This window comes from Streptomyces sp. NPDC048370 (assembly GCF_043200825.1).
In the GTDB taxonomy this organism is placed as follows: domain Bacteria; phylum Actinomycetota; class Actinomycetes; order Streptomycetales; family Streptomycetaceae; genus Streptomyces.
The window spans coordinates 281,552-303,730 of sequence record NZ_JBICYI010000008.1 but is presented as its reverse complement, the minus strand read 5'-3'; the positions used below and the strand labels follow the sequence as shown (position 1 = coordinate 303,730).

17 protein-coding genes are annotated in these 22,179 nt (G+C 71.6%); 11 read left to right on the top strand and 6 right to left on the bottom strand.

What is annotated here, in order from left to right; all coding sequences use genetic code 11:
- Positions 1-75 precede the first annotated feature (75 nt).
- Complete coding sequence (locus ACGFYP_RS20200; RefSeq protein ID WP_393495033.1) at positions 76-1,707, top strand: succinic semialdehyde dehydrogenase; 1,632 nt, start codon at positions 76-78, stop codon at positions 1,705-1,707.
- Positions 1,708-1,773: 66 nt separating this feature from the next.
- Complete coding sequence (locus ACGFYP_RS20195; RefSeq protein WP_393495030.1) at positions 1,774-3,642, top strand: GMC oxidoreductase; 1,869 nt, start codon at positions 1,774-1,776, stop codon at positions 3,640-3,642.
- Between the two features lie 685 nt (positions 3,643-4,327).
- Here the strand turns inward: ACGFYP_RS20195 and ACGFYP_RS20190 are convergent.
- Positions 4,328-4,657 (bottom strand): chorismate mutase, encoded by a 330-nt coding sequence (locus ACGFYP_RS20190; protein WP_393495098.1) that lies wholly within the window; start codon positions 4,655-4,657, stop codon positions 4,328-4,330.
- Between the two features lie 285 nt (positions 4,658-4,942).
- Between ACGFYP_RS20190 and guaA the strand changes: the two genes are divergently transcribed.
- The 4 genes from guaA to ACGFYP_RS20170 all read left to right on the top strand — a co-directional run bounded on the left by guaA (position 4,943) and on the right by ACGFYP_RS20170 (position 9,488).
- Positions 4,943-6,544, top strand: coding sequence for a glutamine-hydrolyzing GMP synthase (gene guaA / locus ACGFYP_RS20185; RefSeq protein ID WP_361965357.1), 1,602 nt, complete (start codon positions 4,943-4,945; stop codon positions 6,542-6,544).
- A gap of 123 nt (positions 6,545-6,667) precedes the next feature.
- Positions 6,668-7,456, top strand: a complete 789-nt coding sequence (locus ACGFYP_RS20180; RefSeq protein ID WP_393495026.1) for a class II aldolase/adducin family protein — start codon at positions 6,668-6,670, stop codon at positions 7,454-7,456.
- A gap of 159 nt (positions 7,457-7,615) precedes the next feature.
- Positions 7,616-8,848 (top strand): hypothetical protein, encoded by a 1,233-nt coding sequence (locus ACGFYP_RS20175; protein WP_393495023.1) that lies wholly within the window; start codon positions 7,616-7,618, stop codon positions 8,846-8,848.
- Between the two features lie 142 nt (positions 8,849-8,990).
- The gene (locus tag ACGFYP_RS20170; protein ID WP_393495095.1) at positions 8,991-9,488 is read left to right on the top strand and encodes a DoxX family protein; all 498 of its coding nucleotides are present in this window, start codon (positions 8,991-8,993) and stop codon (positions 9,486-9,488) included.
- A 156-nt stretch (positions 9,489-9,644) separates the two neighbouring features.
- Here the strand turns inward: ACGFYP_RS20170 and ACGFYP_RS20165 are convergent, their stop codons facing one another.
- Positions 9,645-10,997 carry a PspC domain-containing protein gene (locus ACGFYP_RS20165; protein WP_393495020.1) on the bottom strand — a complete coding sequence of 451 codons (1,353 nt, stop codon included), beginning with the start codon at positions 10,995-10,997 and terminating at the stop codon, positions 9,645-9,647.
- A gap of 171 nt (positions 10,998-11,168) precedes the next feature.
- Here ACGFYP_RS20165 and ACGFYP_RS20160 point away from each other — a divergent pair, with 171 nt between their 5' ends.
- Complete coding sequence (locus ACGFYP_RS20160; protein ID WP_393495017.1) at positions 11,169-12,437, top strand: PspC domain-containing protein; 1,269 nt, start codon at positions 11,169-11,171, stop codon at positions 12,435-12,437.
- Positions 12,434-13,141 carry a response regulator transcription factor gene (locus ACGFYP_RS20155; RefSeq protein WP_361965345.1) on the top strand — a complete coding sequence of 236 codons (708 nt, stop codon included), beginning with the start codon at positions 12,434-12,436 and terminating at the stop codon, positions 13,139-13,141. Before ACGFYP_RS20160 ends, ACGFYP_RS20155 begins: the two co-directional genes overlap by 4 nt.
- A gap of 19 nt (positions 13,142-13,160) precedes the next feature.
- Here the strand turns inward: ACGFYP_RS20155 and ACGFYP_RS20150 are convergent, their stop codons facing one another.
- Together ACGFYP_RS20150 and ACGFYP_RS20145 are read right to left on the bottom strand one after the other, a co-directional pair.
- The gene (locus ACGFYP_RS20150; protein ID WP_393495012.1) at positions 13,161-13,565 is read right to left on the bottom strand and encodes a monooxygenase family protein; all 405 of its coding nucleotides are present in this window, start codon (positions 13,563-13,565) and stop codon (positions 13,161-13,163) included.
- A gap of 138 nt (positions 13,566-13,703) precedes the next feature.
- Positions 13,704-14,795, bottom strand: a complete 1,092-nt coding sequence (locus ACGFYP_RS20145) for an NlpC/P60 family protein (protein ID WP_393495009.1) — start codon at positions 14,793-14,795, stop codon at positions 13,704-13,706.
- A gap of 346 nt (positions 14,796-15,141) precedes the next feature.
- Here ACGFYP_RS20145 and ACGFYP_RS20140 point away from each other — a divergent pair, with 346 nt between their 5' ends.
- A complete protein-coding gene (locus tag ACGFYP_RS20140; protein WP_361965339.1) occupies positions 15,142-15,495 on the top strand; it encodes a hypothetical protein in 354 nt (117 codons plus the stop codon).
- Between the two features lie 80 nt (positions 15,496-15,575).
- On the top strand, positions 15,576-16,529 hold the full coding sequence (locus ACGFYP_RS20135; protein ID WP_393495005.1) for an FG-GAP repeat domain-containing protein: 954 nt from the start codon (positions 15,576-15,578) through the stop codon (positions 16,527-16,529).
- A gap of 53 nt (positions 16,530-16,582) precedes the next feature.
- On the opposite strand, the gene ACGFYP_RS20130 is transcribed toward ACGFYP_RS20135, so the two are convergent.
- A complete protein-coding gene (locus ACGFYP_RS20130; protein WP_393495002.1) occupies positions 16,583-17,767 on the bottom strand; it encodes an NlpC/P60 family protein in 1,185 nt (394 codons plus the stop codon).
- 277 nt (positions 17,768-18,044) lie between these two features.
- On the opposite strand from ACGFYP_RS20130, the gene pcrA reads away from it, so the two are divergent.
- Positions 18,045-20,516 carry a DNA helicase PcrA gene (gene pcrA / locus ACGFYP_RS20125; RefSeq protein ID WP_393494999.1) on the top strand — a complete coding sequence of 824 codons (2,472 nt, stop codon included), beginning with the start codon at positions 18,045-18,047 and terminating at the stop codon, positions 20,514-20,516.
- 67 nt (positions 20,517-20,583) lie between these two features.
- On the opposite strand, the gene ACGFYP_RS20120 is transcribed toward pcrA, so the two are convergent.
- Entirely contained in the window at positions 20,584-22,035 is a 1,452-nt protein-coding gene (locus ACGFYP_RS20120) for a M23 family metallopeptidase (RefSeq protein WP_393494996.1), read from the bottom strand.
- Positions 22,036-22,179: the final 144 nt, after the last annotated feature.

Sequence of the window (22,179 nt, the reverse complement as noted above, 5' to 3'; positions counted from 1 at the left end):
GCGATTGTGCGCACCCGGTGAAAACGCGTTACCGACGGGTACCCAAAGGGCGTTCCGCGGCCTACCCTCGCCCTCATGACGGACTCGCAGGCACTCACCACCCCGGTCACCTCCGCCGCCGCCGGCACGAACCCCCTCGCGCCCTCGCCGGCCGGTGCCCGCACCGCCGCCGACGTGGTCACGCCCGAGGTGGTCGCCCAGCTCACCCGCGGCGTCGCCGGTTCCGGCCGTACCGCCAACCACACCCCCTTCACCGGGGAGAAGCTGGCAGACCTGCCCGAGTCCACCCCCGAGGACGTCGCCGAGGCCTTCGCCCGCGCCCGCGCCGCCCAGGGAGCCTGGGCCGCGACCCCCGTCAAGGCCCGCGCCGCCGTGCTGCTCCGCTTCCACGACCTGGTCCTCCAGCGCCAGGCCGAGGTCCTCGACCTCATCCAGCTGGAGACCGGCAAGGCCCGGCTGCACGCCCACGAGGAGGTCCTCGCCGTCTCGGTCGCCGCCCGCCACTACGGCCGCAAGGCCCCCTCCTACCTGAGCCCCAAGCGCCACACCGGCGTCGTACCGACCCTCACCAAGGTCACCGAGCTCCGCCAGCCGCGCGGGGTCGTCGGCCAGATCGCCCCCTGGAACTACCCCCTGGAGCTGTCGGTCGGCGACGCGCTGCCCGCCTTCGTCGCCGGCAACGCGGTCGTCATGAAGCCGGACACCGAGACCGCGCTCACCGCGCTCTGGGCCCGCGACCTGCTCATCGAGGCCGGTCTGCCCGCCGAGGTCTTCCAGATCGTCATTGGAGAGGGCCCGGTCGTCGGCCCCGAGGTCGTCAAGCACGCCGACTACGTCTCCTTCACCGGCTCCACCCGTACCGGCCGTGAGGTCGCCCAGGGCGCCGCCGCCCGGCTCGTCGGCGTGACCCTCGAACTCGGCGGCAAGAACGCCATGCTGGTCCTGAAGGACGCCGACATCGAGAAGGCCGCCGCCGGCGCCGTCCGCGCCTGCTTCTCCTCCGCCGGACAGCTCTGCATCTCCATCGAGCGGCTGTACGTCCACGAGTCGATCGCCGACGACTTCGTCGCCCGTTTCGCCGCCCGTACGAAGGCGATGCGGCTCGGCAACTCCCTCTCCTACGGCGCCGACATGGGCTCCCTGGTCGGCGCGCGCCAGCTGGAGACGGTCACCAAGCACGTCGACGAGGCCGTCGCCAAGGGCGCCAAGCTCGTCGCGGGCGGCGTCGCCCGCCCCGACATCGGCCCGCTCTTCTACGAGCCGACCATCCTCGACGGCGTCGAGGCCCCGATGGCCGTCTGCGCCGAGGAGACCTTCGGCCCGGTCGTCTCCATCTACCGCTTCAAGGACGAGGACGAGGCCGTCGAGCTGGCCAACGGCACCCCGTACGGCCTCAACTCCTCCGTCTGGACGAAGGACTCCCGGCGCGGCCACGCCGTCGCCGCCCGGCTGCGCACCGGCACCGTCAACATCAACGAGGGGTACGCCCCCGCGTACGGCAGCGTCCGCGCGCCGATGGGCGGCATGAAGGACTCCGGGCTCGGCCGGCGCCACGGCTCGGAGGGCATCCTCAAGTTCACCGAGGCCCAGACCGTGGCCCAGCAGCGGCTGATGCCGCTCGCGCCGTCCTTCGGGATGGACGACGAGAAGTACGCCGCGTTCATGAGCCTGTCCCTGAAGGCGATGAAGGCCCTGCGCCTGCGCTGACACCCGCCCGCCCGTTTCCCTTCCGGGCCCGTTTCCGCTTCCGCCCCTTTTCGTACGAGGAGAGCCATGACCGCGGTACCCCCTGCCCGAAATCAGGCCGAGGACGACCTGGACTCGGCGGACGACGCGTACGCCGTGGACGACGCGGACAACACGGACAACGCGGACGACGGGTACGACTACGACGTCGTCGTCGTCGGCTCCGGCTTCGGCGGCTCGGTCACGGCCCTGCGCCTGACCGAGAAGGGCTACCGGGTCGGCGTCCTGGAGGCCGGCCGCCGCTTCACGCGCGCCGACCTGCCCAAGAACTCCTGGGACCTGAAGAACTTCCTCTGGGCCCCCGCCCTCGGTCTCTACGGCATCCAGCGCATCCACCTGCTGGGCAACGTCATGGTCCTGGCCGGCGCGGGCGTGGGCGGCGGCTCGCTGAACTACGCCAACACCCTCTACGTACCGCCCACGCCGTTCTTCCAGGACCCGCAGTGGAAGGACATCACGGACTGGCAGGAGGAGCTGGCGCCGTACTACGACCAGGCCAAGCGGATGCTGGGCGTCCGGCTCAACCCGACCATGACCCCCTCGGACGTCCACCTCAAGGCGACCGCGCAGACCATGGGCATCGGCGACACCTTCCACATGGCGCCGGTCGGGGTCTTCTTCGGGGATGGCGACGATGCCGAGGGCGGCTCGCGGGCGAAGCCGGGCGCGGAGGTCGCCGACCCGTACTTCGGGGGCGTCGGGCCGTCGCGCAGGGCGTGCACCGAGTGCGGCGAGTGCATGACGGGCTGCCGGCACGGCGCCAAGAACACCCTCAACGAGAACTACCTCCACCTCGCCGAGAAGGCCGGCGCCGTCGTCCACCCGATGACCTCGGTCGTCGCCCTGACGGAGGACTCGCGGGGCGGCTACGCGGTCAAGACCCTCCCCACCGACAACAGGAAGAAGGGGAAGGGTCGTACGTTCACGGCTCGGCGGGTCGTCGTCGCGGCCGGTACGTACGGCACGCAGACCCTGCTCCACCGGATGAAGGACTCCGGCCTGCTGCCCCGGCTCTCGGCCCGGCTCGGCGAGCTGACCCGTACCAACTCCGAGGCCCTGGTCGGCTCGCAGACCACCGACCGGCGCTACCGGAAGAAGCACGGCGCGGCGAAGGCCGACTTCACCCGCGGGGTCGCGATCACCTCCTCGATCCACCCGGACGAGAACACCCACATCGAGCCGGTCCGCTACGGCAAGGGCTCCAACGCCATGGGCGGCATGACCATCCTCCAGGTGCCGTACGGAGCCCATCGCGTACGGAACTGGCTCCTGGAACTGGTCAAGCACCCGACCCTCGCCGTCCGCTCCCTCTCCAACCGCCGCTGGTCGGAGCGGACCATCATCGGGCTCGTCATGCAGTCCCTGGACAACTCCCTGACGACGTACCGCAAGCCGGGCGGCCTCGGAAAGGGCCTGCTCACCGCCCGCCAGGGGCACGGCGCGCCCAACCCGAACCAGATCCCCGAGGCGACCCGGGCGGCGTCCCTGCTCGCCGAGGAGATCAACGGCTTCGCGGGCTCCAACATCGGCGAGCTGATGGGCACCCCGCTCACCGCGCACTTCCTCGGCGGCTGCCCGATCGGCGCGGACGCGGAGTCCGGTGTCATCGACCCGTACCACCGGCTCTTCGGGCACCCGGGCATCTCGGTCGTCGACGGGGCGGCGGTCTCCGCCAACCTCGGGGTCAACCCTTCGCTGACGATCACGGCGCAGGCGGAGCGGGCGATGTCCTTCTGGCCGAACAAGGGCGAGGAGGACCCGCGCCCCGGCCAGGGGGAGGCGTACGTCCGTCTGGCGGCCGTCGCCCCGAAGTCCCCGACGGTCCCGGCGGACGCCTTCGGCGCGCTGAAGCTGCCGTTCCTGGGGATGCCGGCGGTCCCGCCGAAGAAGGCGTAGCCGCGGTTCTCGAAGAAGACGGAGACGAAGACGGAAGAGGCGCTGCACCCCCCTCCGAGTGCAGCGCCTCTCCAGCTTCTGGGTGGTGCTGCATGCATGACCTGTGGCCAGGGGGATTGGTTGTAGGCCGGAAGCGGAAATGTCATGTGACGCGCATCACATGCATATGCGCGGCCGGACAGGCCGGGGTGAGGGCTGGGTCGAGCGCGGCGTGGGCGCGGGGGCGAGCGCGGACATACGCAAGGGCCCCGTCGCGCGATTCCGGTCGCGGGACGGGGCCCTTGGCGGTCGGCACCGGTGTCAGGGCAGCGGCGGTGCCGAGGGGAGCGCGGCGCCGGGGGGTACGCCGCGAGGAGCATGTGGGGAGGGAGGGGACGGGAGGTGTGGGGGTGTTCGTCCGGACCGATTGCGGTCGGCCCCGGGCGTCCCCGGGGCCGACCGCCCTTTCTGGGTGACCGGGCTGCTGTCCCCTGCCGTCCGGTCACGCGCGCTGGGGCGAGGTCCCACGACGTACTTGCGGTACGTCACACGCCCCAGCGAAGCCACGCGTGGTTTTTTTCGGGCCCGCCCCTGGCTGGCACGGACAACGGGACCAACGAAGGGGTGCGGGAGCCGGTCACGCGCCGTACGGGTGAGAGCGGGCCCGAACTCAGATCCGTACCGCCCTCCGCTCGCGGGAGCGCACTCAGATGCGGCCGCGGCAGAGCTCCAGCATCGTCATCGCGAGCGCCGTGCCCGGCTTGCCCAGCGCGTCCCTGTAGTGGCCGAGCACCTCCATCTCGCGCGCGAGGTTCACCCGACGCCCGCCGGAACCGATCCGGGCCTCCTGGATCACGGCCGAGACGGCCATCCGTTCCTGGATCAGACCGATGATCCGGTCGTCGAGCGCGTCGATCCGCTCGCGCGCGTCGCCGATGAGCGTGGCCGCCTCGTCGGTCCTGGCGCCGGTCTTCTCGGTGTGGGTCAGCGCGGTCATGGTGGGGCTCCTTTTCTGTGGGGTGCCCCGGAGCGGCAGGGCCCGGAAACGACAGAACGCCCCGGGCCTTGTCGGCCCGGGGCGCCTGGGAAGTCGCTTGTCAGTAGCTCAAGCAGCACGACCATGGCAGCCGGACGGGCCGGTGCCATAGGTAAAGACGAAGGTCGTGAGCTTGCGCATGCGGACAGTATGGCCCCTGTCGCAGGGCCCGGGACAAACCGGGTTCGGATGGTGAGACGAAAAGTGACACCGGCGCGCCGGTAGAATCGACAAATAGCCACCCCCTCGGGGGAACCCCCTCCCTACCGCCGGAAGGCCGCCGTAGTGTCATCAGCGACTCCCGCTGCCGCGCCCGACGTCTCCAACCCGGACGTAGTCCTCGTTGTCGACTTCGGCGCCCAGTACGCCCAGCTCATCGCCCGACGCGTCCGTGAGGCGCGGGTCTACAGCGAGATCGTCCCGTCCACCATGCCGGTGGCCGAGATGCTGGCCAAGAAGCCCAAGGCGATCATCCTCTCCGGCGGCCCGTCCTCCGTGTACGCGGAGAACGCCCCGCGCCTCGACCGCGCGCTCTTCGAGGCCGGCGTCCCCGTCTTCGGCATGTGCTACGGCTTCCAGCTGATGGCGACGACCCTCGGTGGCACCGTCGACAACACGGGCGCCCGCGAGTACGGCCGTACGCCGCTGCACGTCTCCAAGGCCGGATCGACCCTCTTCGAGGGCACCCCGACCGAGCAGTCCGTGTGGATGTCGCACGGCGACGCCTGCTCCGCCGCCCCCGAGGGCTTCGCCGTCACCGCGTCCACGGACGTCGTGCCGGTCGCCGCCTTCGAGAACGACGAGAAGAAGCTGTACGGCGTCCAGTACCACCCCGAGGTGCTGCACTCCACGCACGGCCAGCAGATCCTGGAGCACTTCCTCTACCGGGGCGCCGGCATCGAGCCGTCCTGGACCACCGGCAACGTCATCGACGAGCAGGTCGCGGCCATCCGCGAGCAGGTCGGCGACAAGCGCGCCATCTGCGGCCTGTCCGGCGGCGTGGACTCCGCCGTGGCCGCCGCGCTCGTGCAGAAGGCCATCGGCTCGCAGCTGACCTGCGTGTACGTCGACCACGGTCTGATGCGCAAGGGCGAGACCGAGCAGGTCGAGAAGGACTTCGTCGCCGCGACCGGCGTCCAGCTGAAGGTCGTCGACGCGCAGGAGCGGTTCCTCACCGCGCTCGCCGGGGTCTCCGACCCCGAGGAGAAGCGGAAGATCATCGGCCGCGAGTTCATCCGCGTCTTCGAGCAGGCGCAGGCCGAGATCGTCGCCGAGTCGGCGGGCACCGGCGAGGACGTCGCCTTCCTCGTCCAGGGCACGCTCTACCCGGACATCGTCGAGTCCGGCGGTGGCACCGGCACCGCGAACATCAAGTCCCACCACAACGTGGGCGGCCTCCCCGAGGACCTGGAGTTCGAGCTCGTCGAGCCGCTGCGCCAGCTGTTCAAGGACGAGGTCCGCATGGTCGGCCAGGAGCTCGGCCTGCCGGAGGAGATCGTCCAGCGGCAGCCGTTCCCGGGCCCCGGTCTCGGTATCCGTATCGTCGGCGAGGTCACCAAGGACCGTCTGGACCTGCTGCGCGAGGCCGACGCCATCGCCCGCGAGGAGCTGACGGCCGCCGGTCTCGACCGCGAGATCTGGCAGTGCCCGGTGGTCCTGCTCGCCGATGTGCGCTCCGTGGGCGTGCAGGGCGACGGCCGGACGTACGGCCACCCGATCGTCCTGCGCCCGGTCTCCTCCGAGGACGCGATGACGGCGGACTGGACGCGCATGCCGTACGACGTGCTCGCGAAGATCTCGACCCGCATCACCAACGAGGTCGCCGATGTGAACCGTGTGGTGCTCGACGTGACGAGCAAGCCGCCGGGCACCATCGAGTGGGAGTAGCACCTCCCGTAGCCGCATGAGACCGCCGCCCCCACTATCCGGGGGCGGCGGTTTCGTCGTGTCCGGGTGTTCGGCGTGTGATCTCTCTGGTCAGTTGCGCGGCCCGGCGTTACCTTCCCGCGCATGAGCGAGACACCGGCACCCGTACCCGTCGAGCAGCTCCACGTCGCGATGCCTCCCGTCCACGGGACCGTCGAGGAGGAGCGGACGTACCGCAAGCGGAGACTCGCGGGCGCGCTCCGGCTCTTCGGACGGTTCGGGTACGAGGAGGGCGTCTCCGGTCATGTGACCGCCAGGGACCCCCAGTACGCCGACTGTTTCTGGGTGAACCCCTTCGGCGCGCCCTTCGCCGAGCTGACCGCGAGCGACCTCGTCCTGGTCAACGGGGACGGGCAGGTGGTCCAGGGCGGCGAACACGTCAACCAGGCCGCCTTCGCCGTCCACGCCGAGGTGCACCGGGCGCGGCCCGACGTGGTCGCCGTGGCGCACAGCCACTCCCTCCACGGGCGGGCGCTTGCCGCGCTCGGCGAGCTGATCGAGCCGATCACGCAGGAGGCCTGTGCGTTCTACCAGGACCACGCGCTCTACGACGCGTACACCGGTGTCGCCGTCGACCGCGAGGAGGGGCGGCGGATCGCCGCCGCCATCGGCCCGTACAAGGGGATCGTGCTGCGCAACCACGGGCTGCTGACCGTCGGGACCTCGGTCGACGCGGCCGTCTGGTGGTTCATCGCCATGGAGCGGTGCGCGCAGGTGCAGCTGACCGCGCGGGCGGCGGGCAAGCCGGTGCCGATCGGGCACAAGGAGGCGGTCGCCACCCGCGAGCAGCTCGGCACCGACCTCGCCGCCTGGATCAACTACCAGCCGCTGTGGCGCAGGATCAGCCGCACGGAGCCCGAACTCCTGTCGTAACACGGTGTCCTCAGCTGTCTTTACGTCAATGTGATGACGGTTCAATCACCCCCGCGCGGGGCGCTCGGAGCGCGTGGGAGGCGTTTGGGTACGGCACAATTCCCCATAATCAACGGTCAGTTGACGAAGGGTCGACGGACGGATCGGGAAGTGAACGCCGTGGCGGTGCAAGAGGCGAGACAGTGCCATGACCACGCGGGGTGCGCGGAGAGCGGGCGCGCGGGTCACCGGCGTGCCGTCGCCGCCTTCCTCGCCCGGCGGGACGAGCTCGCCGTCGGCGAGGGCGTGCCCGCCGCCGTCGCGCATTCGCCCGGGGCCTCGCGGCAGTGGGTCTCCGAGGCGCTCGCCCAGTCGGCGCGCGCGGTCGCGGCGCGGGGGCTCGGCGCGGGCGAGGCCTGGTTGCGGCGGGTCAGGTCCGCGACCCTGGGCGTCGTCTGGGGCGGGGTCGTCGCCCTGCTGCTCGCGCAGGCGCTCACCGCGATCGGGGGCGGCTGGACGGGGGCGCGCACGGCCGGACTGGGCGCCGCGGTCGTCCTCGCCGTGCCGCTGACGGTCGCGGCCCACGCGCACCGGGCGCGCGGTGGAGTCCTCGCCCCGCTGATCGGGGAGGACAACCGGCTCTCCACCTCCCGCGCGGTCGCCGCCGGCTGGCTGCTCCTCGCCGTCTACACCGTGCTCTTCCTCGCCCTGCGTCTGGCCACCGGCGACGCCGACCGCGTCGGCCTCGGCGTCCGCCACGGCGCCGGACTGCTCACCGTCTTCGCGCTGACGGCGGCCGTCTCCGTCGCCGCCCGCCGGATCGTGTGGGGCCGGGTGGTCGGGCAGCGGCTGCAGAAGGTGCGGGCCGACCGGCCCCGCGCCGCCGACCTGCTCTGCGACGACAACGGCCGCGCCGCCCTCGCCGACGTCGTCTACGTCCTGGTCGCCGGCGCCGTCCTCGTCCTCGCCGCCGTGCGGCTCGGGCGCAGCCCCGACCGGCTGCCCGAGGTGCCCTGGAGCCTCGTCCTCCTCGTCGCCTTCGCGGCGGCCGGCTACCTCGCCGTCACCTGCACCCAGGGCGGCCGACCCACGATCTTCTCCGTCGTCCGCTCGCGCGAGGTCGGTGACCTGGACGCCCCGATCCGCACGGGCGACGACATCGAGATCCGGGGGGCGGGGTTCGTCCCGCCCGGGGCCCTCGGCCCCGACCTGTTGACCCGACTGGTAGTGCGCGTCGGCGCCGTCCACGCCCACGTCCCCCTGATCCCGGTCCCGGGCGGCTTCGCCAACCCCACGGACTCGGTCCTGACCGTCCCGCTCCCGGTCGACGTGGAGCCGGGGCGGGTCGAGGTGTGGGTGGTGACGGCCTCGGGCGTGGAGACCAATCGGGTCACCATCGACGTCGTCGACTGAACACGCGCGGCGTCCTCCACGTATCCCAATCGAGGGGGTCCGAGGACAATCGGTTCTGCGGACAGTGGCGTGGAGAGGCAGGCCGACGATGTCACAGCGCAACGAGAGAACGTCCGGGATGCACGGGGCTTCCGGCTCCGGGATGCACGGGGCTTCCGGCGCGACCGGCCGGGTCGCCGCGTGGAAGGAGGCCGGGTCGCGGTACGCGCTGCTGCCGCTGCGCCTCTTCCTCGGCATCACCTTCATCTACGCCGGCCTCGACAAGCTCACCGACTCCGCCTTCATGTCCGACACCGGCAGCGGGTCGATCGGCGAGATGATGCGGGGCGTCCGGGACGGCTCGGCCATCCCCGCCCTCGTCGACCTGTCGCTCAAGAGCCCTGTCGGCTTCGGCTACGCCATCGCCCTCGGCGAGCTGGCCGTCGGCATCGGCACCCTGGTGGGCCTCTTCGCCCGGGTGGCCGCGCTCGGCGGGGCGCTGATCTCCCTGAGCCTGTGGCTGACGGTGAGCTGGCAGACCAACCCGTACTACTACGGGAACGACCTCGCCTATCTCATGTCCTGGCTCCCACTCGTGCTCGCCGGGGCATCCTTGTTCTCGCTGGACGCCGTCCTCGCCGAACGACGGCGCAGGCGGTAGGCGACCCAGGTCGCGAGGGCGGCCGCGCCCAGTGCGCCGCAGAGGACCGGGACGACTCCGTACCAGGGCGTCTCCCAGGCCTTCGCGGCGTCCCCCGCGTACATCACGGCGAGGGCGAGGGCGGCCGCGCCGACGATCAGCCGGCCCGGTCGGAACTCATGAAGCAGCACGGGTGACCTCCACCTGTCCGAGACCGATCTCCAACGAGAGGTTCACCGTCCCCCCGGGCGTCGTGCCCGCCACCGGGGGCAGCGTCCGGCTCTCGTCGAGGTCGGGCGCGATGTCGATGTCCTCGGGGCGCTGCTGCGGCAGCTGGACATCGCCCAGGCCCACCTGGGCCCGCAGCTTCACCGTGACGTTCTTCGGCACGATCACCTCCAGCTTTCCGGCGCCCAGCTCCGCCTCGGTGTCGACGGTCGTGCCCGCGGGGACGACGAGCCGGGACAGATCGAGCGTGCCGACGCCCGTGCCCAGTTCGTACCGGGCCTTGACTGCGGCGACCGACGCCGGTTTCCAGGTCGTACGGACCCACTCCGTCGAGATCTCCTTGGGCAGCGCCGCCGCCACCGCGAGCAGGCACGCCGTGACCACGGTCAGGAAGATCGTGCCGAACCCGGTCCGGCCGAGGAAGCTGGCGACCACAAGACCCAGGCCGAACACCGCCAGCGCGGCGACCAGGCCGATCTGCAGGCTCGTGCCGAACGGCTGGCTCTCCCAGGACAGCCCCGTGCCGAGGCCGCCCGCGAGCAGCGCGAGGAGGAAGACCGGGCCGCCGATGGAGCGCGGGCCGCGCCGGACCGGCGACGGCTGAGGCCGCCACGCGGCCGCCGACCCGTCCGTGCCCCACTGGCTGCCGGGCACCGGTGCCTCGCCGCTCGGGAGCCGGCCGTCCACGTCCGCGCCGTGCGGGCCCCAGAGATAGCCGACGGCGATCTTCCCCGTCGAGCCGTCCTTGACGATGGGGTCCTTCCACCAGGACGGGAACTCCACCAGCGGTGGAGCCTTCGCCTCCGGCGGGGCGTCCCCGACGGCGGCCGCTGTGCCCGCGTCCCCACGGCCCTCGGCGTCGCCCGAGGAGACCTGCGCCCGCCGCTGGGACCAGACCGCCGCGCCGCACACCGCTATCGACAGCATCATCGCGAACGCGAGCGTCCCGCCGTTGTGCAGCATCGACAGGAAGATGCCGCAGCCCACCAGGGCCATCAGCACGGCGGCGAGCGCGGCCCCGTCGACGCGGCCGGAGAGCAGTCTGCGGCCCTCGTTCTCCTCCTCGCCCGCGACCGGGATGAGCAGCCACGCGAAGCCGTAGAAGATCAACCCGAGTCCGCCGGTCACGGACAGCACGCCGATCGCGATACGGAAGATCACCGGATCGAGGTCGAAGTGCCGGCCGAGGCCGCCGCACACACCGGCCACGACCCGGTGCTGCCGCGACCGGCGCAGGGACGTGACAGGTGGGGCCTCCGCCGGCGGCGGGGCCTCGTGCGAGGAAGGCGTCGAACTCGTCATGCGTCCATGGTGACCGCCGCCGCCCCGCCGCGGCACCGGGATCGACCCTGGCCCGACCCTGATATTCCGAGGGCGGTCCACCCCGAGGGCTACCTAGGGGCCGCTTCCTAGGGGCGATCTCAGGGACCGACCCTGATGTGCCGCCCGGGCCGGACGTGTGACGATCGGTGCATGCCAGCATCCGCCCGTGTCACCGAGACCGACGAACCGCCCGTGCGCAAGCTCTACCGGAGCGCCGACGGACGGTGGCTCGGCGGTGTCGCGCGCGGCCTCGCGGGGCATCTCGGACTGCCCGTGGTCTGGGTCCGCGCGCTGTTCGTGGGCCTTCTCCTCGCGGACGGCCTCGGCGCCCTGCTGTACGCGGTGTTCTGGATCGTCGTCCCGCTCGGCGTCGGCGGCCGCAGCGCGCCCCGCCCGGTCTTCGAGACCACTCCGGACGGTCGCCGCCGGTTGCGTAAGCCCGACCGGGGCCAGGTCTTCGCGCTGATCGCGCTCGCCATCGGCGCCGCGATCTTCGCGGGGAACATCGACTGGGGCAATCGGACGGACCGCTACGTCTGGCCCACCCTCCTCATCGGCGTCGGCGTGGTCCTCGTCTGGCGGCAGGCGGACAACGCCCGCCGGGCCAGCTGGACCGAGGCCGGTCGCCGTCGGCGCACCCTGCAGCTCGCCCGCGGCTTCGCGGGCGTCGCCCTCGTCGGCATGGGTCTGACCGTCTTCATGGTGGTCCGGGGCTCGGCGGCCCAGCTGGGCACGGCGCTGACCGCGGCGATAGCCGTCCTCACCGGCATAGCCCTGCTCGCGGGACCGTGGCTGGTCCGGATGTCGCAGGACCTCTCCGAGGAGCGGACCATGCGCATCCGCGCGCAGGAGCGCGCCGAGGTCGCGGCCCATGTCCACGACTCCGTCCTGCACACGCTCACGCTGATCCAGCGCAACGCGGACGAGCCGGGCGAGGTGCGCCGGCTCGCCCGCGCACAGGAGCGGGAGCTGCGGAACTGGCTGTACAAGCCGGAGGGCACCGGCAAGGACGAGGGCGAGGAGCCCGACACCCTCGCGGAGGCGGTCAAGCGGGCCGCCGCGGAGGTCGAGGACAAGCACGGCGTCCCTCTGGAGGTCGTGGTCGTGGGCGACTGCCCGCTCGACGAGAAACTGGCCGCGCAGATGCAGGCCGCGCGCGAGGCCATGGTCAACGCGGCCAAGTACGGTGGCGAGGGCGGGGCCGTTCAGGTCTACGCGGAGGTGGAGGGCCGTACGGTCTTCGTCTCCGTGCGGGACCGGGGCCCCGGCTTCGACCTCGACGCGGTGCCCGACGACCGGATGGGCGTACGAGAATCGATCATCGGCCGGATGCAGCGCAACGGCGGTTCGGCCCGCCTGCGGTCCGTGCCGGGCGGGGGCACCGAAGTGGAGCTTGAGATGGAGAGGGTGGACGGATGAGCGACGAGACCGGGACCGGGACGACGGCGGCACCGACCACGGAGCGTCGGGTGCGGGTCGTCCTCGTCGACGACCACCGGATGTTCCGTACGGGAGTGCAGGCCGAGATCGGCCGGACCGACGTCACCGGCGTCGAGGTGGTCGGTGAGGCCGCCGATGTCGACCAGGCGGTCACGGTGATCACCGCGACCCGCCCCGAGGTCGTCCTGCTCGACGTGCACCTGCCGGGCGGCGGCGGGGTGGAGGTGCTGCGGCGCTGCACGAGCCTGATGTCGGCGAGCGAGGACCCGGTGCGCTTCCTGGCGCTCTCCGTCTCGGACGCCGCGGAGGACGTGATCGGGGTGATCCGGGGCGGCGCCCGCGGCTACGTCACGAAGACGATCACGGGCACCGATCTGGTCGACTCGATCTTCCGCGTCCAGGAGGGCGACGCGGTGTTCTCGCCCCGCCTCGCCGGTTTCGTGCTGGACGCCTTCGCCTCCACCGACGCGCCGCCGGTGGACGAGGACCTGGACCGATTGACCCAGCGCGAGCGCGAGGTGCTGCGGCTGATCGCCCGTGGGTACGCGTACAAGGAGATCGCCAAGCAGCTCTACATCTCGGTGAAGACGGTCGAGTCCCATGTCTCGGCGGTCCTGAGGAAGCTCCAGCTGTCCAACCGGCACGAGCTGACGCGCTGGGCGACCGCCCGCCGCCTGGTCTGACGGCGCCTCCTGACACGACCTAGCCCCGGTTCTTCGCCTCCTCCGCCGCGAGCCGTTGCTTGGCCTCGTCCCAGCGGATCGGCAGCTGCTCCACCGGCACCTCCCAGAAGGTGAAGGTCGAGTCGCGCATCGTGGAGCGCAGTCCGTTCATGATCGACCGGTGCGGTTCGGCGCGGGCGTAGGCGTGGAGGGCGTCGTGGTCCTCCCACGCCGAGAGGGTGTAGAAGGTCCGCTTCAGCGGCTGGGCGATGAGCGAGGCGCCCAGCGCGCCGGGCGCGGACTTCACCTGCCGCCAGGCGGCGAGGGACTTCAGGAAGAACTTGGGGACGTCCGCCAGGGTGCGCACCTCGAAGCGGGAGGCCATGACCTGGGCCTCGGTGCCGGGGCGGGCCTGGTTCGGAACGGTCCAGGGGAGGGTGGGCACGGCTGGTCCTCTCCACGCAGGGGTATGGATAGTAGCGCTACCTATAGTAGATAGTTCCGCTATCCAAAGGTCAAGCCCTGCGGTCGACCCACGCTCCAGCCGTGTCGTCCGGCCGTCCCGCCGGTCGGCCCGCCCGCGTCAGCCCACCCGTGCCGCCCCCGCAAAAGGCATCTCGTCGATCGGTGCGACCCGCACCGGCGCGCCCGGTCGGGGGGCGTGGATCATCTGGCCGCCGCCGATGTACAGCCCGACGTGGCTGATTCCGGAGTAGAAGAACACCAGGTCGCCCGGGGCCAGTGCGGAGCGGGAGACCCGCTGGCCGGCGTTGATCTGGGTGTACGTCGTCCGGGGCAGCGCCACCCCGGCCGAGCGCCAGGCGGCCTGCGTCAGCCCCGAGCAGTCGTACGCCGACGGTCCCGTGGCGCCCCACACGTACGGCTTGCCGATCTGGTCCCGGGCGAAGGAGATCGCCTGCGCGGCGCGGCTGTTCGGCGCCGTCACCGGGCCGCGCAGGCCCGAACTCCGGTCGGCCCGGTTCCCGGTCGTCCCTGTGGCGGCCCCGGAGCCGCCGGAGTCGCCCCGTCCCGAGCCGGCCTCCGCCGTCTCGTACCGTGCCCGCTCCTCGGCGGTCAGCCGGGCAAGGAGCGAGCGCGCCTCCGTGAGCTTGGCCTGCACGGCCGCCTTCTGCTCCCGTAGATCGGTCTCGTGGCCCCGCAGTTGGGTCAGCCGCTCGTCCGCCTCGGCCCGCAGCTGCCTGATCCCGGTCAGCTCGCGCCGTACCGAAGTGATCGCCGCCGCCTGCCGCTCCCCGGCCTTCTCGGCGATCGCGGCGCGCGCCAGGTACTGCTCCGGGTCGGAGGTGAGCGCGAGTCGTACGGCGGGGTCCAGGCCGCCGGAACGGTACTGCGCGGTGGCGATGGAACCGAGCCCGTTGCGCGCGGTGTTGAGGCGATCGGTCCTGCGGGCCGACTCGTCCCTCAGCCGGTCGAGCGCGTTCCGCGCCGCGTCCGCCTTCTCCTTCGCGCCGTTGTACTTCTCGGTGGCCACCTCGGCCTCCTGGTAGAGCCGGTCCACCTTCGCCTTGACCTGGGCGGGTGTGAGCCGGGGCTCGGCGTGCCCGGAGCCCTCGAAGACGGTCGCCGTCGCCGCGGAGGCGAGGGCGAGCGTGGCGGCGGTCCGTGCCGCCTGGCCACCGAGGGGGGAGTGCTTGGGCTTCCGGTGCGCTGCCACGAGGGCGGGTCACATCCTCTCCCTGTGGGGGTCGATGCCCACCGGGTCCGGCGATGGGCCGCACAGGGGAGACGGCCCATCGCCGGATTTCTCGGCGGGGGCGGCCGACTGCCGCCGGGCGGACCGGCGGTGGTGGGTAGCCGGCCACCTGGGGGAGGACGCTAAACCTGGCGGTCACGCGGCGGCGGGGAGTTGACCGCTATTGGCGTCAGTTGGCGCTTGGGGACCGTTCCGGTCCGGTCGTCGCGACGGGAGGACGCCGCATTCCGGCGCGGGCGTGACCGAAGCGCCCGAGGAGGTGGACCCGGCCGAACGTGGGTGCTATGCCCCGGTTAGGCTCCGCCCCATGGACGTACTCATCAATGTCTTCGTCGCCCTGCACATCATCGGAATCGCCTCGCTGCTCGGTGGATTCCTCACCCAGATGAAGGCCATGGGCGCGGGTACGGCCCGCTTCAGCCCCGCCATGCTGCACGGCGCGCTCACGATGCTGATCACCGGCATCGCGCTCGTCGGCCTCAACCAGGCGGACGACCAGACGGTCAACAACGTGAAGGTCGGCATCAAGATGGCCGTCCTCGTCGTCATCCTCGCCCTCGTGTACGTGAAGCGGGACGACGAGACTGTCGACAAGGGCCTCTTCGCCGCCGTCGGCGGCCTGACGATCGCGAACATCTTCATCGCGACGCTCTGGACCTGATCGCTGTCAGACCCGGGTGAGAAGCTGATCATCGACACGGCGCACGACACCCGCCGCACACCGTTCCAGGGGGGAACTTCATGACCATCGCTCGACGTTCGCGTGCGCTTCGTGGCGCGCTCGCCGTCACCGCCGTCGCTGCCGCGCTCGCGACCACGGCCGGTACCGCCTTCGCCTCCGGCGACCCGGGCGCCCCCGCCGCCTCGGCGGCCGCGGCCGAGCAGCGGGCCCAGGACGTCCCGAGCAAGGCGCCCCGCGCCGCCGGGACCGCCGACGTTCCCGTGGAGACGCCCACGTTCTCCATGGACGGCGTCCACAAGCAGACCCACGAGATGTACATGTACTTCGCGGACCGCCAGGGCGCCTTCGATGCCCCGGAGCACCTGCCGCTCGACTACTCGAACTTCGCCAGCTCGATCCAGGTCGACAACGACAAGGACGGCTACAGCGACGGCACCTGGACCCGCTACAAGGACGGACCGCTCTGGTACGGCTGGATCGACGAGGCGGGGGACGGGCTGTACCACAAGAAGCAGGTCGGCACCGGCTGGAACATCTACACCACGGTCCTGTCCCCGGGCACGCTCGGCGGCGCCCCGGAGGCGGACCTCATCGGTCTCGACAAGGCCGGCGTCCTGTGGGGGTACCTCGCCCACCCCGACGGCTCGCTGACCGCGCGCTTCCGCATCGGCGGAGGCTGGGAGCAGTACACCCAGCTCGCCGGCCAGGGTGACCTGAGCGGTGACGGCAAGGCCGACATCGTCGCCCGGGACACCTCCGGCACCCTGTGGCTCTACAAGGGCACCGGCGACTACAAGGCCCCCTTCGAGCCGCGTACGAGGATCGGCGGCGGCTGGAACACCTACGACCGGCTGCTGTCCGTGGGCGACCTCGACATCGACGGCAGGTCCGACCTGATCGCGCGCAAGCCGAACGGCGACCTGTTCCGGTACTCGGGCACGGGCGACGCCCAGGCCGTCTACAAGGCGCCGGTCAAGATCGGCTACGGCTTCCAGATATACGACCTGCTGTAGCGCGACCGTTCGCCGCCAGGGCCTGTCCGGCGGACCACGGTCGGACAGGCGCCCTAGGCCGGGCGCACGCTGCCGTAGATCGGCATGTAGTAGATCGACTCCTCGCGCACGTTCGCGCCCGGCTTCGGCGCGTGGATCATCTTCCCGCCGCCGATGTACAGGCCGACGTGGCTGATGTCGTCGTAGAAGAAGACGAGGTCGCCGGGGAGGAGATCGTCCGTCGCGACCCGGGTCCCCACCTCCACCTGGTCCCAGGTGGTGCGGGGGAGGTCGACGCCGGCGGCCTTCCAGGCGGCCTGTGTCAGGCCCGAGCAGTCGTACGAGCTCGGGCCCGTCGCGCCCCACACGTACGGCTTGCCGATCTGGGCCCGGGCGAAGGCCAGCGCCTTCTCCGCCTTCGCCGCGTACGTCGAGCCGCCCGAGCCCGTGCCCGATCCGCCGTCCGTCGGCGGCTGGGCCGGCTCGGTCGGCTGGTTCTGCCGGGCCTCCTCCTGCCTGCGCCGCTCGGCCTCCGCCGCCTCGGCCCTGGCCTCTGCCTCCGCCTTGGCCCGTGCCTCCGCCTTCCGCCGCGCCTCCGCCTCCCGCTTGCGCTCCAGCTCCGCCAGCCGCTCCTTCTCCTCGGCCGTCAGCCGGGACAGCAGCGTCCGCGCCTCGCCCAGCTTCCGCTGCACGGTCTGCTTGGTGGTGCGGAGCGTCGCCTGCGACTCGGTCAGCGTGTCCAGGCTCTTCGTCGCCTCAGCCCGCTGCTTCGCCGCCGCGACGCGCTTGCCCTCGTACTCCGCCACCGCGCTCCGCTGGCGCTCGGAGAGCCGGTCCATGAGGTGGGTCTGGTCGAAGTACGACTGCGGGCTGTCCGCGAAGATCAGCGCGGCGGTCGGGCCGACGGCCCCCGCCCGGTACTGCGCCGCCGCGTACGAGCCGAGCGCCCGCCGCGACTCGTTGATCTCCTCCGTGCGCTTGGCCACGTCGTCGAGCAGCCGGTCGACCTTGCGCCGCTGCTCGTCCGTGGACTCCTTGGCCCGGTTGTACTGCTGCGTCGCCGTGCCGGCCTGCCGGTAGAGGTCGTCGACCTTCTTCTGGACCTCCTCCACCGTGGGCTTCGGCGGGGCGGCGGGCGCGGCCTGGGCGCTCTGCGTGGTCAGCAGGGTGACCCCGGCGAGGGCGGCCGTCGTGACCCCGACGGCGGGGGAGTGCGGACGTGTGGTGCGCGGCTTGCGATGGGACGCCAAGGCCGGCATCTCCTTCCGTGGCCGCCGAGAGGGACCACCGGCGTCAACTGCCGCGAGGCAGGGCCGGGTTCGGCGTGAGCGGCCCGCTCGGCGCGTTATGCCGCCGGAGGGGACGGGCTGCCTGGGCGAGCACGCTAGCCAACCGGTGGTGCGGGTGGGAAGGCCGATGTGCGATATGCCCGATACATTTTCGTGACCTGAAGCGGACTGTCACCCTCCGTAAGATTTCGGTCACTTCGGGAGGTGGCGGCGGGCTGTCAGTGCGGCGGCCTAGACTCGATAGGCGATGAGCAGCCTCTTTGACGACAGCTTCCTGGCGAGCCTCCAGAACCACTCCTCGGAGGAGCCCCCGCCCCCGCCCGAGGACGAGCACCACCACGTGCACGGCGCCCAGGCCGCGGAGGAGGTCCCGCACGACCTCTTCGACGGGCGCTTCGACGCGCCTCCGCCCCGGGACGCGTACTACCGCGACGGAGCGGCCCGCCCCGTCGTGGACGCCGCCGCGCTCCTGGACGGGCTGAACGAACAGCAGCGCGCCGCCGTCGTCCACACCGGCTCCCCGCTGCTCATCGTCGCGGGCGCCGGCTCCGGCAAGACCAGGGTGCTCACCCACCGCATCGCCCACCTCCTGGGGACCCGGCACGTCCACCCCGGCCAGATACTGGCGATCACCTTCACCAACAAGGCCGCCGGCGAGATGAAGGAGCGCGTCGAGCACCTCGTCGGCCCGCGCGCCAACGCCATGTGGGTCATGACCTTCCACAGCGCGTGCGTCCGCATCCTGCGCCGCGAGAGCAAGCGGCTCGGCTTCACGTCGTCCTTCTCGATCTACGACGCCGCCGACTCCAAGCGCCTGATGGCGCTGGTCTGCCGCGACCTGGACCTCGACCCGAAGAAGTTCCCGCCGAAGTCCTTCAACGCCAAGGTCTCGAACCTGAAGAACGAGCTGATCGACGAGGAGACCTTCGCCGACCAGGCCGTCGACGGCTTCGAGAAGACGCTCGCCGAGGCGTACCGGATGTACCAGGCGCGGCTGCGCGAGGCCAACGCCCTGGACTTCGACGACATCATCATGACGACGGTCCACCTGCTCCAGGCGTTCCCGGACGTCGCCGAGCACTACCGCCGCCGCTTCCGCCACGTCCTCGTCGACGAGTACCAGGACACCAACCACGCGCAGTACACCCTCGTACGGGAACTGGTCGGCACGGGCTACGAAGACCTGGACCCGGCCGAGCTGTGCGTCGTCGGTGACGCGGACCAGTCGATCTACGCCTTCCGCGGCGCGACCATCCGCAACATCCTCCAGTTCGAGGAGGACTACCCGAATGCGACGACGATCCTCCTGGAGCAGAACTACCGTTCCACGCAGACGATCCTCTCCGCCGCCAACGCCGTCATCGAGCGCAACGAGTCCCGCCGCCCCAAGAACCTGTGGACGAACGCGGGCGCGGGCGCGCAGATCACCGGCTACGTCGCCGACACCGAGCACGACGAGGCCCAGTTCGTCGCCGACGAGATCGACCGGCTCACGGACGCCGGCGACGCGAAGGCCGGCGACGTCGCCGTCTTCTACCGGACCAACGCCCAGTCCCGTGTCTTCGAAGAGATCTTCATCCGCGTCGGCCTGCCCTACAAGGTCGTCGGCGGCGTGCGCTTCTACGAGCGCAAGGAGGTCCGCGACGTCCTCGCCTACCTGCGCGTCCTCGCCAACCCCGAGGACAACGTCCCGCTGCGCCGCATTCTGAACGTGCCGAAGCGCGGCATCGGCGACCGCGCCGAGGCGATGATCGACGCCCTCTCCCTCCGGGAGAAGATCACCTTCCCGCAGGCGCTGAAGCGGGTCGACGAGGCGTACGGCATGGCGGCCCGCTCCGCGAACGCGGTCAAGCGCTTCAACACCCTCATGGAGGAGCTCCGTACGGTCGTCGACTCCGGCGCCGGCCCGGCGGTCGTTCTCGAAGCCGTACTGGAGCGGACCGGGTACCTCGCCGAGCTGCAGGCGTCCACCGACCCGCAGGACGAGACCCGCATCGAGAACCTCCAGGAACTGGCCGCCGTGGCCCTGGAGTTCGAGCAGGAGCGGGGGGAGCCTGGCGGGCGGGAGGGTACCGCCACCCTGGCCGAGTTCCTGGAGAAGGTCGCGCTCGTCGCCGACTCCGACCAGATCCCCGACGAGGACGAGGAAGGTTCGGGCGTCATCACGCTGATGACCCTGCACACCGCCAAGGGCCTCGAATTCCCCGTCGTGTTCCTGACCGGCATGGAGGACGGCGTCTTCCCGCACATGCGGGCCCTCGGCCAGGCCAAGGAGCTGGAGGAGGAGCGGCGGCTCGCGTACGTGGGCATCACGCGCGCCCGCGAGCGGCTGTATCTGACGCGTTCGTCGATGCGCAGCGCCTGGGGCCAGCCTTCGTACAACCCGGCGTCCCGCTTCCTGGAGGAGATCCCGCCGACGTATCTGGAGTGGAAGCGGACCGGCCCCATGGTCAAGCCCGCCGGGCCGACCTCGGGGATCACCTCCTCGCTCTCCTCCTCCCGCGCGCGCTCCGGCCCCTCGGGCTTCGCCACCCGCCGGACCAGCGACAAGCCGGTCATCGCCCTCCAGGTCGGCGACCGGGTCACGCACGACCAGTTCGGCCTCGGCACGGTCATGCAGGTGACGGGTGCGGGAGCCGACGCGCAGGCGACGATCGACTTCGGCGACGAGAAGCCCAAGCGGCTGCTCCTGCGGTACGCGCCGGTCGAGAAGCTGTAGCGGTACGCACGGGAGAGGGGCCCCGGCTTCGGCCGGGGCCCCTCTCGCGTACGTCGGTCCGGAATCGTCAGCCGGTCGGGTTGAGGCCGTGGCTGCGCAGCCATGCCTCGGGGTCGATCGCCGCGCCGCCGCCCGGGCGGACCTCGAAGTGGAGGTGCGGACCGGTGGAGTTGCCCGAGTTGCCCGAGTACGCGATGACGTCGCCGGCCTGGACCTTGCCCGAGCGGATCTTGGTGCTGCTCAGGTGGCAGTACCAGGTCTCGGTGCCGTCGGGCGCGGTCACGATCGCCATGTTGCCGTAGGCGGAGTTGTACTGGGTGCGGACGGTGCCGTCCGTCGCGGCCATCACCTTCGTGCCGTACTGGACGGGGAAGTCGATGCCGGTGTGCACGGACATCCAGTTGACGCCCGCCTGGCCGTAGCTCGCGCTGAGCTGGTGCAGCTTCACCGGCAGCGCGAACTTGGGGCGCAGCGCCTCCTTGCGGGCCGCCTCCTCCTCGCGCTTCTTCTTCTCCGCCTCCTGGCGCGCCTTCAGGTCGATGCGCTCCTGGGTGCGGCTGGCGCGGTCGCCGAAGTCGCGGGCGTCGGCGCTCAGCGCGGCGAGCTGGGTGTCCAGCTTGTTGTTGGCGGCGACCGGCTGCACCGAGGCGGGGTCGGCGGCGGCGAGGGCCTTCGTGTCGTCCTTCGTGCCGGCGCCCGGGTCCGTCAGGCCGCCGACCGAGGCGGCGGCGATCCCGGCGACGCCCATGACACAGGCGGACGGGACGGCGACGGTCAGCAGGGCGGAGCGCTTGGCGGGCGTACGGCGCCGGCCTCGGCTGCCACCGGAGGAGCGGCGCACGGGGCGACCGGCGGTGGCGGCGGACGCGGTGGCCGGCTCGGGAGCGGCCGGAGACTCCGTGAGGGTCTCGACGGCCGGTTCCTCGTGGTCGTACTCGTACGTGTAGTCGTGCTCGTAGCCGTGCTCGTACGTGGAGTCGCCCTCGTAGGCGGTCTCCTCGTAGGTCGTCTCTGCGTACGAGGTCTCCGCGTACGCGCTCTCCTCGTAGGCGGCGGGCTGCGGCTGCTCGGCCTGCGGCTCAGGGATGTACTCGTACTCGGGGGTGTACTGCTGCGGAACGACGGGCTCGGCGACCAGGACGTCCTGCTGCGGCGCGGCGTAGTTCCAGGCGGTGGCGTCGTACGTACCCGTCTCGAAGGCGGGGGTCGTCCACTGGCCCGTGGTGTCGTACGAGGTGAAGTGCGCGGTCTCGTACTGACCGGTCTGCTGGGCCTCGTTCCAGGCGGAGGCGTCCCACTGGCCGGTGGTGTCGTACTGGGTGGTGTCGTACTGCCCGGTGGTGGCGTACGCGGTGGTGTCCCACTGCTGCGTGCCGTTCCACTGCGAGCTGTCGTACTGGCCGCTGTGACCGGCGTCGTAACCGCCCGGGAGGGCGCCGAAGAGCGGGTCGGTGGCGAAGCTGCCGGTGCTGTGGGCGTCGTCTCCGACGTACCCGGCGTGGGGGTGCTGGTCGTTCACCAACTTCTCTCTCGCCTCGGCGGCAGGGCCAGTCCGGGGCGGGCCCGACGCGGGTGTCCCGGGGTTAAAGCAGTGGCGCGACTGTACCCGGCGGTATACGCAAGCGACAATCTTCCGAGGGTTTTGGTTCCACAGGAAACGGGC